Genomic DNA, 13,014 nt, shown 5'->3' on the forward strand with positions numbered 1-13,014 from the left:
TATGGATCTTGCAAATTTGCCGAAGGCATCGGGTATTCAAAAGAGAAATTTCTGCAATATTGTTTCTAAATATGGTACGCTAAAAAAAAGGAGGTTAATTCAATAATGAAATGTTACGTCGTAGATGCGTTTGCTGAGAAATTATTTGAAGGAAATCCTGCTGCTAGTGACAGGGTAACCATCAGCGGATCGGCAGTTTTATATTCCATTGCAGATCTTCAAATTAGGTAACAAGCCAGAATGAGTAATACAGAAATTAATAGAGGTATTCAGATAATTTTTTTATTTTTCGACATATAATGACGAATTTAGTTGAAATAATGCAATTTTCATGATAACTTAATTAAAGCCAAGTAATTTCATAAGAAAAGGCGGTATTTAGTAATGATTCACTTGCATAATGTGAGTAAAACCTACATCACCGATAAAACTACCTTGCAAGCTGTCTCTCCAACATCACTTGAGGTAAGTAAAGGCGATATCTATGGACTTATTGGTTTCAGCGGTGCAGGGAAATCAACGTTGCTTCGGCTTATTAATCGATTGGAACAGCCGACGACAGGAACGATTTATGTGAATGGACAAGATCTGACGTCTCTCTCTCCAAAGGAGCTTCGTGAAGCGAGACATTCCATTGGCATGATCTTTCAGCACTTTAACTTATTGAGCAATCAGACGTGCCTACAAAACGTTGAGTTTGCGCTTGAGGTAGCGGGTATACCATCAACGGAAAGGAAGAAGCGTGCTGCTGAGTGTTTGGATATCGTTGGTCTTTCAAACAAAGCACATGAGTATCCAGCGAGATTAAGCGGAGGTCAGAAGCAGCGTGTTGCCATTGCGAGGTCACTTGCAAACAATCCCAAAGTATTGTTATGTGATGAGCCTACATCTTCACTTGACCCCCACACAACGCTTTCCATTCTGAAATTTCTAGAACGAATAAACCGAGAAATGAATGTCACGATTGTTATCGTTACACACGAAATTAATGTTGTGAAGTATATTTGCAACAAGGTTGCCGTTATGGAAAATGGAAGTATTATTGAACGTCTAGACCTAAGTAATGGCGACGTCCAACCCTATACATCTCTAGGAAAGTTTCTTTTTGAAACAGCGGGAGGATGGACGAAGGAGATGGTAACTTATGAATAATATTATATCCATGCTCCCTGAGATTTTAAAAGCGATTGAACAGACCATTATCATGGTGCTCATCTCAATTTCCGCTGCTGTCATTTTCGGTGGACCGCTAGGTATTCTTCTGTACTTAACATCGGAGAACAATTTACATGAGAGTCGTACCTTAAATCGCATTATGAATTATTTAGTAAATCTCATTCGCTCCTTTCCGTTTATTATCTTATTACTTTCCCTTATTCCGTTAACAAGATTAGTAACAGGTACCACGATAGGACCTATTGCTGCTTCTGTTTCGCTATCCGTTGCTGCCATTCCATTCTTTGGCAGACTTGTCGAGCAAAGCTTGCGCGAAGTTCCCCGAGGCATTATAGAAGCTGCGATTTCTACTGGAGCTAATACGTGGTTTATCATTCGTCGGGTATTGTTAACCGAAGCCCGTCCAAGTCTCGTATCGGGACTCACCGTTACGATTGTTAGTTTCATTTCCTACTCGGCAATGGCAGGTGCCGTTGGCGGTGGAGGAGTTGGGGATTTAGCTATCCGTTATGGCTATTACCGTTTTCAGACGGACATTATGGTAGCATGTATCGTACTGCTGTTGATTCTCGTGCAATTGGTACAATCGGTTGGCACATCATTAGCCAGCCGCTTAGATAAAAGAAATTAAAATATTCCTGGAGGGGACAAAGGAAATGAACTCATTCAACTTTTGTAAAAAGGTATCCGTAGTTGTACTTGCGTTAGCTCTTACATTAAGTGTGACCGCATGTGGGAAAACAAATCAAAACTCAGAAAAGAAAAACATTAAAGTTGGCTTTTTGGCTGGACCTTACAGTGATCAGTTCAAGCGCGCTGTCCAGCCTATTCTAGAAAAGAAGGGTTACAAAGTAGAGATCGTTGAATTCAGCAATGCGGTCCAACCTAACTCTTCATTAACCGATGGTTCTATCGATGCTAACGTATTTCAGCACATAGGTTATCTCAAAGGCATTAATGAAAAAGATAAATCCGATATCGTTGAATTGATTAAAGTTCCTACTGCGCCTTTAGGTATATATTCCAACAAGTTTAAAAAATTATCAGAATTAAAAGAAGGCGCCCAAGTATCCCTTTCTAGTGATGCTTCGAACCTAGCAAGGTCGTTAGTTCTGTTACAGCAAGCAGGTTTGATTAAAATTAAACCCGATATTGATCCTTTAAAAGCAACAGAAAAAGATATTACGGAAAACCCTAAGAAAATAAAAATCGTTCCGTTAGATGCACCACAGCTTCCACGTTCCTTAGCTGACGTTGATTATTCCATAATTACTGGCAATCATGTCATCGCAGCCGGTATGAAGCTTTCAGATTCATTACTTCTTGAAGATCCACCGGCCATCTATCAAATTATTCTTGCAGTGCGTGGAGCAGATAAAGATAAGCCGTTTGCCAAAGATCTTGCTGAAGCGTATAAATCCAAAGAATTCAGAACTTTCGTAGAAAATGATGAGAAAGCAAAAGGCTTTTCGAAACCAGATTATTGGAAATAGAACTAACATCTAAGGAGTGAAGCATCATGGCAGCAAATAAAGAAGTTGTTTTTAATCCAAAGGTACTTCCACCAAGAGGTCCATATGCGCAAGCCATCAAAGTGAGTAATGTAAGCTCAACCATCTATACAGGAACAATTACTGCACTAGATGTGAATTGGAATGTTGTTGGCGCTGGAGATATTCGTGAGCAAACAAGGAAAACAATAGAGAACTTAGAGCTTATATTGGAAGCCGCTGGAGCTACGTTAGCTGATGTTGTAAAAACGACGTGGTATCTGGTAGATATTACGCATATGCCAATTGTAGCTGAAATTCGCAACGAAATGTTCAAAGGCGCTGTTCCCGCAAGTGGTACAATTCCTATAAATGGTCTCTACTATCCTGAACTGCTTCTTGAAATGGAAGCAATCGCTGTTATTTAATGGGTGAACACATACTGCATATTCCCATCGATCATATTGGGATTGTTGGAAGTAACCTCGAATCTATGATTAACGCTTTTGCTAAGCTCGGATTTCATACAACTGGAGTCACAAGTTTAGACCTAGGAGACACCAACGATCAGCCAGCTTCGCAAAATGCACATTTTGTTTTTAATTTTGGTTATATGGAATTAATTGCTTCCAAAGGGACAGATCACTTGGCTGATTATGTGCAGAAGTATGAGGGCATGCATATTTTGGCTATGGCATCTGGACAGGCACAGGCTAGCTTTGAGATATTTAAGCGAAATGGTTTGGACCCTGGAAAGGTATTTCTTTCTACTCGGTATGCTGCACACGGAGAGCGAACCGGAACTGCTGCTTTCGAATGGTTTGGCTTTAATGAACAGACATTTCCAGAGGGGCTCGTCTGTGTGGTTCAACATCATACACCTGAATTGATTTATCAGCCTAAACGGATTGTTCAACCGAACGGCGTGTATGGACTTGTAGAGGTTTTACTTCTTGTCAATGACTTAGATGAGGCAATCGAACGATATGCTCAAATGTCTTATGTTAATTGTCAGGTAAACCCCTTAAAGGATACCCCAACCTGGTGTGAGAAACTCACTATTCTGAATACAGATGGTATTCGATTACGTTTCCCAGGGTTGGTAACCAAGGCGAGTACTGGTTTCTTAGGAATTGTTCTGGCTGTTAACGATTTAGGGCTAGTAAAGGATATCCTGCGTACTTCTGGTGTAGTGTTCCACTTAGGATTACAAGGTGATGTTTGGGTTCAACCGAACGATGCAGCAGGATGCTTAGTTGTATTTCGAGAGTTAGGTTAGGATCGTAAAAAAAGAGGCGGCTGTCCCATAAGTGATATGCTCCCCATACGGTAGACAGGTGAAATAATAAAAACCTGTTACTGTTAAGGGGAGCATTTTTATGTACCAAAGGAAATATACGGCTTCGGAGAAGTTTGACATTATTCAGAAAATGGAGACAGGACATATTGGTGTAAAAACTGCAACTAAAGAGTTTCGCATACGAAGTCAACACTAGCAAAGTGGCGTGACGTTATCTGGTATATGGTTATGTCATGGCTTGGTCACGCCGGTACTGTGTTGGAGGCACACCAAGGTGTTTCTTAAACGCTTTTGAAAAACTAAATAAATCAGGATAACCAACGGAGTTCGCTATCTCTGTCAGCGTGTAGTCTGTTTGGACTAAGAGATGCTTCGCTTCATTCATTTTCAAATCTTGCATGTACTGCATCGGCGGCACCCCATACACCTTCTTGAACTGCTTCGTGAAATGCGTTCGTTCCACCCCGACATAGGCCGAAACTCGCTCAACCGTAATTCCTTCTGCATAGTGGATTTGAATATAGTCAAGACCTTGCTGCAGCCAGGAAAGGGAACGGTTCTCCTGCGTAGAAAGGGAGTGATAAGCAATAGAGAGTTTATCGAAAATCTGATAAAACTGTGCTAACCGCGACAAATCACTCGCTTGACGCTCATCTCTCACAAGATTCATGAACTCCCACATCAGTTTATTCGTTTCATCTGTAAGTCCGCCTTTTCGATAAGGCGATTGAGGGCTAAGTCCAATACGCTCTAGGAGATGGAGGGCTTGTTTGCCGTCAAAAGCAACGAAAATCTTTTGAAGCAGGTGATCTTCTTCAGTGAAATATTCATGCGTTACGCCTGGCAGGAGACAAAACATATCATTTTTGCCTAAGTGATACGTCACATGATTTTGCGTAAAAGTACCCGCTCCTTCTAGCACGAATATCAAATAATAGTAAGGCGTGGTCCGCGGACCGATATGATAATTGCTCTTGGCGATATTCGTTCCGAGTCGAATTGGCCAGACGTTCCCTGTCTTTTCAAAGTCAGAGGGAGTAAAAAAATGAATTTCTAAGAATTCATGATAGTCTTCCCGCATATCTTTCTTTAAAGGAAACAACTCATTTTCACATCCCTTTTCTTCTCATAGTAACGGGAAAAGTAGAGGATGACAATCATTCCTTTAGCTGATAACCCACAAAATGACAAATGAAAATAAACACGAAATGACATTGACCCTAGAGGGCAACCGCTGATATGATACTAATACATTCTATTCCTACCTTTTTTGTAGGATATAGTCCATTTCTACCAGATAACTGGTGAAGGCAATGAGCGCGCATTGCATGTAGATATGAGAATAACTAACATTCACAGCAGATTGCACAATACTATCTAGTCGACAGGAGAGCCTGAGATGACACAACATAAAGAAGTTGAATTTGGTTGGTTTCTACCAACCTCGGGTGATGGCAAGTATGTAGGGGTTGCCCCAGAGAGAGAAGCAACATTAGATTACTTAATCCAAGTTGCACAAACCGCAGAGAAATCGGGTTTTGAATTTGTCCTTATTCCTACAGGCGGAGCATGTTTGGATGCGTGGGTCGTTGGATCGGCCATCATGAGTCACACAACAACCTTACGTCCACTGGTTGCGGTGCGACCAGGCCTCGTAGCTCCCGTGTTAGCAGCTCGAATGGGGGCGGCTTTGGATGTTCTATCAGGTGGTCGTGCAATGATTAACGTGGTGACCGGCAGCTCCGTACAGGATTTGGAAGAACTAGGTGACCCGCTAGCGCATGCGCATGATGAGCGATATGCAAGAGCTAGAGAATATGTAGAAGTTATGCAGCAGGCTTGGACAGAAACCGATATTCTCTCTGCTTCTGAGTTTGTGGACACCACAAAAACAGGAACCGCCAAAGAGCAGAAGCTGTATCAAGGAAAATACTATCAGTTTAATCGTCCTGTCAGTTCGCCGCTAACGGTGCAGAAACCGCATCCGCCCTTCTATCTAGGGGGAAGTTCCCCTGTTGCCAAGCGCTTGGCTGTGGAAGTTGCGGATACCTACCTCATGTGGGGCGAACCGCACGATTGGATTCGTCAGCAAATGGTTGAAATCGAAACGGTACGGACAGCGTACCGCGAAGAAACGGGGATAGACCGGCCCCTTCGGTACGGGCTTCGCGCACAAGTTTTAGTGCGCGACACCGAGGAAGATGCCTGGGCGGCGGCTTGGGAGTGCATCTCCAAGGTATCTCCAGAAGCAATCGAGCAAGCACAGCAGGCTTTTGCCAAAACAGATGCAACGAATCAACAGCGTCAAAACGATCTTCGCGAGCAGTCGAAGAACCAACAGTTTGTCGTTGGTCCTAACTTGTGGACAGGGTTATCACTCGTTCGCTCGGGCGGCGCCATTCTCATTGTCGGTACGGCTGATCAAGTTGCCGATCGTTTGGTTGAATATGCCGAGCTGGGCATTTCATCCTTCATTTTATCGGGGTATCCCCATTTAGAAGAAGCAGAAACCTTCGGGCAGGGGGCTCTTCCTCTTTTCAGAGAGAAATGGCAGCACAAACTTGCCATACAAGATGAACAATCCACCACTACCATTTAATTATTTAGGAGGGTCTAACTCATGCGTAAATCCAGTTTAAGATACAGTTTCCTTGTTGCCTCACTCTCTATCATTTCCTTTCTTACGGCTTGCGGTTCATCCTCCTCGACAGGAGCTAGTCCTGCGGCTTCAGCGGTATCTACAGCATCAAGCACGGCGGCGGCAACAACGTCCGCAAAGCCCGTGACAATCTCCTTCCTACACTGGCGTGGGGAGGACGTGAACTCATTGAATGGCATTATCACGAAATTCCAAGCTGAGAACCCTAACATCAAAGTGGAAATGCAGACGATGCCATCCGAGCAATATCAATCGACAGCCCAAGCGAAGCTTGCTGACGGTTCAGTAGGCGATGTGTTCACATCGTTCCCAGGCGCACAGTTCGAGGCGTTGGCGAAAGCGGGCATTTTCACCGATCTATCCAGCGAAAAGTTTCTAAGTAATTTTAACGACACCTTGATTCAAGTGGGTAAAAAAGACGGCAAACAGGTAGCTGTTCCGTACCAGCTTGTTTACAATGATCCCATTTACAATGTGAAACTGTTCCAAAAATATAATCTAACACCACCGAAGGATTGGGCTGGCTTCTTGGCTCTTTGTGAAACATTGAAAAAGAATGGCATCATCCCGATCGCATTTGCAGGCGCGGATATCGGTCCTGGTCAATTCATGAACACGATGGTCATGAACAATGAACCAAGCACAGATATTTTCACCAAAGTAGAAGCAGGTCAAGCGAAACTAACAGATGAGTTCTGGGTGAAAACGTTGACGCAGTTTAAAGAGTTAAATGACAAAGGCTATTTGCAGCCTGATGCCCTTGGTACGAAAGATGCAGCGGCCGGCGCGCTGTTCATTCAAGAAAAAGCAGCCATTCTCGCTAGTGGATCCTATCAATTGGCTCAAAACAAAAAGCAAAATTCGAACCTGGAACAAAAGTTATTAGCACCAATCACTGTCGCTGCAGACCAGGCGAAATTCGAAGGTGTACATACAAGTACATTTATGTTAGCCGTGAACAGCAAGTCTAAGCATCCTGCGGAAGCGAAGAAATTCATTGAGTTTTTGAGCAAAAAGGACATTGCAGGGACCTACGCCAACGAAACCGGGCAGAACGTGACTGTGAAAGATGTGCAATATACCACGCCTGAGCTGCAAGTGGCGACGGAATGGTCAAGCAAGAAAACATTGTTCCAACCGCGTTTCAGCATCACCAATGCGGACAATCAAAAAGCCGTTACCAACTCCATTCAAGCCGTGCTAAGCGGTAAATCGCCTCAAGATGCAGCGAAAGAAGCGCAAGCGATTATCGATCAGCACCTCGTGAAATAAGATGAGTCACAATCGATCCGTCTTATGGTTGTTTCTCCTGCCGGGTACGCTGCTTTATCTGGCATTGTTCATGGTACCAACACTATACGGATTGTTTTACTCCTTCACTGATTGGGACGGCATCTCGCCGTCCTATCAGCTTGTTGGTCTAAACAATTACGCGAAAACCTTGCATAATATCGTTTTTCAAAAAGCGTTATGGAATAACACGAAATTCATGCTTGCGGTTGTCATTGCACAGACGGTCATATCGCTTGCATTGGCACTTCTTCTCGTTAAAAATAAGAAAATTAACGTATTCCTGCGTGCGCTATATTTTTTTCCGACGATTCTATCCTCCGTGGCTGTAGGGTTGATCTGGTCATTTATGTACGACCCGTCGCTAGGGCTTATTAATACGCTTTTGAAGGAAATCGGATTAGGTGCGTACGGTCAAAATTGGATTGGCGGCGTAAAAATTGCTCTGTATGCCATTGCGGGTGTCCAAGTTTGGGCGCATGCGGGGCAGATGATGATTGTATTTGTAGCAGGCCTGCACGCTATCCCTGAGGAACTTTACGAAGCTGCGAGGATCGATGGAGGTAATAGGTTTCAAATATTTCGTAAGGTCACTTGGCCGCTTCTCGCGCCTTCTGCGACGATTGTGATTGCTTATACAACGATTCAATCTTTTAAAGCGTTTGATCTAATTTTTACCATGACAGACGGTGGACCTAATTACGCAACAGAAATTTTGACTACCTATATCTATCACACAGCTTTTGCGAACTATTCGTTCGGCATGGCATCAGCGGGTTCAGTTTTGTTTCTCATTTTATTATCCGTATTAACGATCCTGCAGTTCAAAGCGTTGCGGGCGGATCGTGTTTCCTACTAAATTAAATGAGGTACTAACCACTATGGGGATGAAATGGTTCGGTCGCTTGATCTTAGGGCTGTACGCTTTATTGATCGCAGCGCCTTTATATTTTGTAGTCGTCTCTTCCTTCAAAATGACACAACGCTTCTTCGCCTCGCCGCTCGGCTGGCCAAAGCCGTTCACGTTTGGCAATTTTGAGGGTATTTTCAAGGGACAAACGATGGGGAAGTACTTCTTCAACAGCGTGGAAGTAACCCTAGGAACCGTGGTTATTGAGCTTGCATTGGGGAGCTTGATCGCTTACGCGATATTTCGCTTTGGAGGGCTGATTGCCAAATTAGTCTTCGGCATATTCCTAGCAGGACTTATCGTGCCTTCCCAGGTTAACATGCTGCCAATTTATTCATTAACACACAAGCTTGGCTGGTCGGATGATTTATATGGACTTGTTCTAGTCTCAGTGGCGATGCTCATGCCTTTGACGGTTTTCATGCTAAAGGGCTTTATGCAGGTGCTGAATAAAGAAATTTTGGAAGCGGGTAGTATAGATGGGGCCAGCGAGTGGAAACTATACGCACGCATTGCTTTGCCATTGTCTGCGCCATCCTTAGCAGCAACAGCCACGTTTTTATTCGTTATGGTTTGGAATGATTTATTAATTCCAATGCTGCTGATCAATAGTAAATCCAAATTAACACTGCCTTTGGCCATGCTGCAGTTCCGCGGCGAATATATGACGGATTACCCCATGCTGCTAACGGGTGTTGTCATTACTGCAGTGCCGATGGTTGTGATGTTCCTGTTCTTGCAGCGATATTTCGTAGCGGGCGTTATGGCAGGATCTTTAAAGGGGTAATAGTTGGCGAAGTACTGATTGATGATATTTGTCCTATCCCACATGCGAAATATGCAAAGAGCCTACCCACGCTAAGCGATCGGGCAGGCTCTATTTGCATGCTAGAATATCGTCGCCAGGACTCACAATCCCTTTGTTATTGACAAGAGCTTGATCCGAGGCGCTCATGCAAAAGAAGATAATAGTTGGTTGAATCTATCGCGCTCCTCCAAAAAAGGGCAGTGGCCACTGTATTGGAACGGAACTAACTGCGAATTTTTAATCAGCTTATTTGTTTCCTGAGCTTGGGTAAACGGAACGACTTTATCATGAATGCCATGAATAATTAATGTGGGCACTTCGATCTGTCCAAGATCGTTGTAAACATTTTCGTCTCTTAGCGTGACCATAATGGCGGAAGTCGACCAATTCGCAGCTTGTAAACCCATTAGAAAGAACCATTCGGATTTCGGTACGGAATTGTACTGAAAGAAAAAAATTCCCGTTTGGTCTTGCAGCATTTTCGGACGGTCATTGTTTGTTTCTTCGATGATTTTATTCGTAAATTCTTTTGGAACGCTTAATGGAGAGGCAGCGTCGATCAGGACGAGTTTAGATACCCCGTACCCTTGGTAACGAGCCATATAGCGAATCGAGATCGCGCCTCCTGTAGAGTGTCCTGCAAGTGTTATGTTTTTTAGCTGTAACGCTTCGATGACCATTCGAAGATCATCTGCTAATCTGTCGAAACCGTAGCCGTCGAATGGTTTATCCGAATTGCCGTATCCTCTCCAGTCCATTCCTATACACCTATATCCGAGCTTAGGAAGGAAATTGAACTGATATTCGAACTGATTATGATTTAACGGCCATCCATGTATAAAAAGTATCGTTTTATTTCCTTTCGGATTGATGTCCTCTATAAATACTTTTACGCCTGGTTCCACAGTTACGAAGTATCCCAAGTGTTGTATCACCTCAATTTTAAAAAATGTACTTCCCATTAAGATATTCGCCTTATGCAGGGTGAATGCCTAATCTTCTATAGAGACGGGAGCAAATAATCATGTCCAACGAAATCATTATTAAAGCTCAGTACAACCGTCCCATTTTTTACATGGTTTCTAGACGAAATGGGAAAACCAAGAAGGGTTTCTTTGGACCACCCATACAGGTTAGGAGTGAAAAGCATGAGCGTGCAAACATTACAGAAATCTTTGATGGTCCTGCCGGATTTAAAGGACAAGGTTGCTTTGATCACCGGAGCAGGATCCGGTATTGGACGGGCTGCCGCCATACTGCTGGCACAGCAAGGAATGAACTTATGCCTCGTAGATTTAAAAGACGACCGACTAGAGCAGACGAAGAAAGAGATAGAATTAGCAGGTGGCAAGGCAATCACCGTTGACATCGACATCTCTGATCCGAACAGCGTTGAACAGGCGTTTGAGCAAGCGGCCAAAACATTGGGGAGGATAAACTTTGTTTTCGCGAATGCCGGCATTAACGGGGTTTTGGCACCCATTGAAAACTTGAATTCAGAGGACTGGGATCGCACGCTTAACGTTAATTTAAAAGGAACGTTTCTTTGCGTGAAACATGCAATTCCTCATATGAAAGAAAAGGGTGGCAGCATCGTTATCACGAGTTCGATTAACGGAAGTCGAACCTTCTCTGGATTTGGTATGACGGCCTACAGCGCATCAAAAGCAGCGCAAATTGCATTTGCAAAAATGGCTGCGTTAGAATTGGCCCAATATAAAATTCGCGTCAATGCGATCTGCCCGGGTTCTATCAAGACAAATATTGGAGAAAATACGCAACCAACGCCGGAGCTCGATAAAATTAAAATTCCGATCAAGTACCCGGAGGGCAGCCAGCCATTGGAACACGCGCCAGGACAACCAGAGCAAGTTGCCAATCTGGTTGCTTTTCTTGCCTCAGACGCTTCTAATCATATTACCGGTACGGAATTGTTCATTGACGGTGCCGAATCGCTGTTGTAAAGTAATGAGCCAAGATCCCGCTGATTGCAGAATACTGGTCTTTTGATGAGAATTGGAGGGGCATAGATCATGTAAAATTTATCCGAACTGGAGAATGTTCATGCGGATATTGAATCTGTTTACGAGGTTGTTCAAAGTTTGAAAGCTAACGTTGATGGCATTTCTATTGGTATTCACATTCTCAAAAATAGTGAGGGTAGTTACTTCTATGAGGTCAGTCACGTTTACTACCTTCTACTGGCTGGATAGTTTGACCATCAAACAATTATGGCCAACCAAGAATGGATGGAGCCAGAATTTCATAAAATAGGGAATCCTTGCTTAGGAAAGGAGCCTTAAATGAATCTGTATGACCCCAAGCGAATTCCCCGCTCTATTATTCCTGAGAATCAGGAATTTCCCATGTTATCTCTTTCAAGCTGGGTTACACCAGAAAACAAGTATTATATCCGCAATCATTTCCCTTATCCCGCATTGCCATTAAATGATTGGGCGCTTAAAATAGAGGGACTTGTTCAAAAGCCAATTCTCCTGAATTATCAAGCGTTATGTCAATTTCCTCAAATCATATTGCCAGTTACTATGGAATGTTCAGGAAACAAAAGAGCGTATTTCCAACCTAAAGCCAGAGGGGTTCAATGGGAACAGGGGGCTGTCAGCCATGCGCTCTGGACTGGAGTGCCACTTCGAACTCTTTTACAGGTAGCTGGAATAATGCCTAATGTTCGGGAAGTCATATTTGAAGGAATGGATACAGGTGAACGAATAGACCTCCCAGGCACTTTCCGATTTGCCCGAAGCCTTCCTGTAGAAAAAGCTATGCATCCCGATACACTGATTGCTCTCTGTATGAACGGAAAACCTATTTCCTACAAACATGGACACCCAGCAAGATTAATCGTTCCGAATTGGTACGGTATGGCTTCGGTCAAATGGCTTTACCGTATAGTGGCTACAGATCAAGTTTTTAAAGGTCCCTTTCAAAATATTGATTATGTAGTATACCGTTCGAAGAAAGATTCTCAGCGCAGACCAGTTACTCTAATGAAGGTGAATTCCGTTATATCCCAACCCACGGATCAAACTGTTTTGAGACGAGGAAAGCATTTCATTACAGGTACAGCATGGTCAGGTCAGGGATCTGTTAAAATGGTTGAGATTAGTCTTGATCATGGAGGAACATGGAACTTAGTGACATGGCTTGATTCAGAGGAAAAGTACAGCTGGAGAAGGTGGGGATGGGATTGGAATGTACCTGTACCTGGAACCTACCTTATTATGGTAAAGGCGACTGATGACAAGGGTAATATCCAGCCCCTTCAAGCGGAATGGAATGTAATGGGCTATGAAAACAACTCAATTTCTCAAATTCAGGTATATATAGAGTGAACAGTAGAAGGGATTCATCGAACGGAGA

The 13,014-nt window shown here is 43.4% G+C and carries 14 protein-coding genes; 12 read left to right on the top strand and 2 right to left on the bottom strand.

Annotated features, from left to right (window positions below):
- The first annotated feature begins 105 nt into the window (after window positions 1-105).
- From MJB10_RS12115 to MJB10_RS12140, 6 genes are all read left to right on the top strand, one after another.
- Window positions 106-231, top strand: a complete 126-nt coding sequence (locus MJB10_RS12115; RefSeq protein WP_314805174.1) for a hypothetical protein — start codon at window positions 106-108, stop codon at window positions 229-231.
- 153 nt (window positions 232-384) lie between these two features.
- Window positions 385-1,152, top strand: a complete 768-nt coding sequence (locus tag MJB10_RS12120) for a methionine ABC transporter ATP-binding protein (RefSeq protein ID WP_314805176.1) — start codon at window positions 385-387, stop codon at window positions 1,150-1,152.
- A complete protein-coding gene (locus tag MJB10_RS12125) occupies window positions 1,145-1,807 on the top strand; it encodes a methionine ABC transporter permease (RefSeq protein WP_314805177.1) in 663 nt (220 codons plus the stop codon). The genes MJB10_RS12120 and MJB10_RS12125 overlap by 8 nt, the downstream gene beginning before the upstream one ends.
- Window positions 1,808-1,832: 25 nt before the next feature.
- Window positions 1,833-2,669 (top strand): MetQ/NlpA family ABC transporter substrate-binding protein, encoded by an 837-nt coding sequence (locus MJB10_RS12130; RefSeq protein WP_314805179.1) that lies wholly within the window; start codon window positions 1,833-1,835, stop codon window positions 2,667-2,669.
- A gap of 26 nt (window positions 2,670-2,695) precedes the next feature.
- Entirely contained in the window at window positions 2,696-3,094 is a 399-nt protein-coding gene (locus MJB10_RS12135) for a RidA family protein (RefSeq protein ID WP_314805181.1), read from the top strand.
- Entirely contained in the window at window positions 3,094-3,945 is an 852-nt protein-coding gene (locus MJB10_RS12140; RefSeq protein WP_314805183.1) for a VOC family protein, read from the top strand. The genes MJB10_RS12135 and MJB10_RS12140 overlap by 1 nt, the downstream gene beginning before the upstream one ends.
- A gap of 247 nt (window positions 3,946-4,192) precedes the next feature.
- Here the strand turns inward: MJB10_RS12140 and MJB10_RS12145 are convergent, their stop codons facing one another.
- On the bottom strand, window positions 4,193-5,068 hold the full coding sequence (locus MJB10_RS12145) for a helix-turn-helix domain-containing protein (RefSeq protein ID WP_314805184.1): 876 nt from the start codon (window positions 5,066-5,068) through the stop codon (window positions 4,193-4,195).
- Between the two features lie 297 nt (window positions 5,069-5,365).
- Between MJB10_RS12145 and MJB10_RS12150 the strand changes: the two genes are divergently transcribed.
- Genes MJB10_RS12150 through MJB10_RS12165 form a run of 4 tightly spaced genes read left to right on the top strand, consistent with a single transcriptional unit; the run spans window position 5,366 to window position 9,612 of the window.
- Window positions 5,366-6,565 (top strand): LLM class flavin-dependent oxidoreductase, encoded by a 1,200-nt coding sequence (locus MJB10_RS12150; RefSeq protein WP_314805186.1) that lies wholly within the window; start codon window positions 5,366-5,368, stop codon window positions 6,563-6,565.
- A 21-nt stretch (window positions 6,566-6,586) separates the two neighbouring features.
- Window positions 6,587-7,897, top strand: coding sequence for an ABC transporter substrate-binding protein (locus MJB10_RS12155; protein ID WP_314805187.1), 1,311 nt, complete (start codon window positions 6,587-6,589; stop codon window positions 7,895-7,897).
- Window position 7,898: 1 nt separating this feature from the next.
- Window positions 7,899-8,774: a carbohydrate ABC transporter permease gene (locus MJB10_RS12160; RefSeq protein ID WP_314805188.1), complete on the top strand. Its 876-nt coding sequence runs from the start codon at window positions 7,899-7,901 to the stop codon at window positions 8,772-8,774.
- A gap of 22 nt (window positions 8,775-8,796) precedes the next feature.
- Window positions 8,797-9,612 (top strand): carbohydrate ABC transporter permease, encoded by an 816-nt coding sequence (locus MJB10_RS12165; RefSeq protein ID WP_314805189.1) that lies wholly within the window; start codon window positions 8,797-8,799, stop codon window positions 9,610-9,612.
- A gap of 164 nt (window positions 9,613-9,776) precedes the next feature.
- Here the strand turns inward: MJB10_RS12165 and MJB10_RS12170 are convergent, their stop codons facing one another.
- Window positions 9,777-10,556, bottom strand: coding sequence for an alpha/beta fold hydrolase (locus tag MJB10_RS12170; RefSeq protein ID WP_314805590.1), 780 nt, complete (start codon window positions 10,554-10,556; stop codon window positions 9,777-9,779).
- A gap of 225 nt (window positions 10,557-10,781) precedes the next feature.
- Here MJB10_RS12170 and MJB10_RS12175 point away from each other — a divergent pair, with 225 nt between their 5' ends.
- A complete protein-coding gene (locus MJB10_RS12175; RefSeq protein ID WP_314805191.1) occupies window positions 10,782-11,597 on the top strand; it encodes an SDR family oxidoreductase in 816 nt (271 codons plus the stop codon).
- Between the two features lie 339 nt (window positions 11,598-11,936).
- Entirely contained in the window at window positions 11,937-12,986 is a 1,050-nt protein-coding gene (locus MJB10_RS12180) for a sulfite oxidase (protein ID WP_314805193.1), read from the top strand.
- Window positions 12,987-13,014: the final 28 nt, after the last annotated feature.

This window comes from Paenibacillus sp. MBLB1832, assembly GCF_032271945.1.
Taxonomy (GTDB): Bacteria; Bacillota; Bacilli; order Paenibacillales; family NBRC-103111; genus Paenibacillus_E; species Paenibacillus_E roseopurpureus.

Coding starts and splice junctions, on each gene's coding strand:
- MJB10_RS12130 (WP_314805179.1), top strand. CDS start 1,833: ATGAACTCATTCAACTTTTGTAAAAAGGTATCCGTAGTTGTACTTGCG.
- MJB10_RS12180 (WP_314805193.1), top strand. CDS start 11,937: ATGAATCTGTATGACCCCAAGCGAATTCCCCGCTCTATTATTCCTGAG.
- MJB10_RS12135 (WP_314805181.1), top strand. CDS start 2,696: ATGGCAGCAAATAAAGAAGTTGTTTTTAATCCAAAGGTACTTCCACCA.
- MJB10_RS12160 (WP_314805188.1), top strand. CDS start 7,899: ATGAGTCACAATCGATCCGTCTTATGGTTGTTTCTCCTGCCGGGTACG.
- MJB10_RS12165 (WP_314805189.1), top strand. CDS start 8,797: ATGGGGATGAAATGGTTCGGTCGCTTGATCTTAGGGCTGTACGCTTTA.
- MJB10_RS12140 (WP_314805183.1), top strand. CDS start 3,094: ATGGGTGAACACATACTGCATATTCCCATCGATCATATTGGGATTGTT.
- MJB10_RS12155 (WP_314805187.1), top strand. CDS start 6,587: ATGCGTAAATCCAGTTTAAGATACAGTTTCCTTGTTGCCTCACTCTCT.
- MJB10_RS12150 (WP_314805186.1), top strand. CDS start 5,366: ATGACACAACATAAAGAAGTTGAATTTGGTTGGTTTCTACCAACCTCG.
- MJB10_RS12120 (WP_314805176.1), top strand. CDS start 385: ATGATTCACTTGCATAATGTGAGTAAAACCTACATCACCGATAAAACT.
- MJB10_RS12125 (WP_314805177.1), top strand. CDS start 1,145: ATGAATAATATTATATCCATGCTCCCTGAGATTTTAAAAGCGATTGAA.
- MJB10_RS12115 (WP_314805174.1), top strand. CDS start 106: ATGAAATGTTACGTCGTAGATGCGTTTGCTGAGAAATTATTTGAAGGA.
- MJB10_RS12175 (WP_314805191.1), top strand. CDS start 10,782: ATGAGCGTGCAAACATTACAGAAATCTTTGATGGTCCTGCCGGATTTA.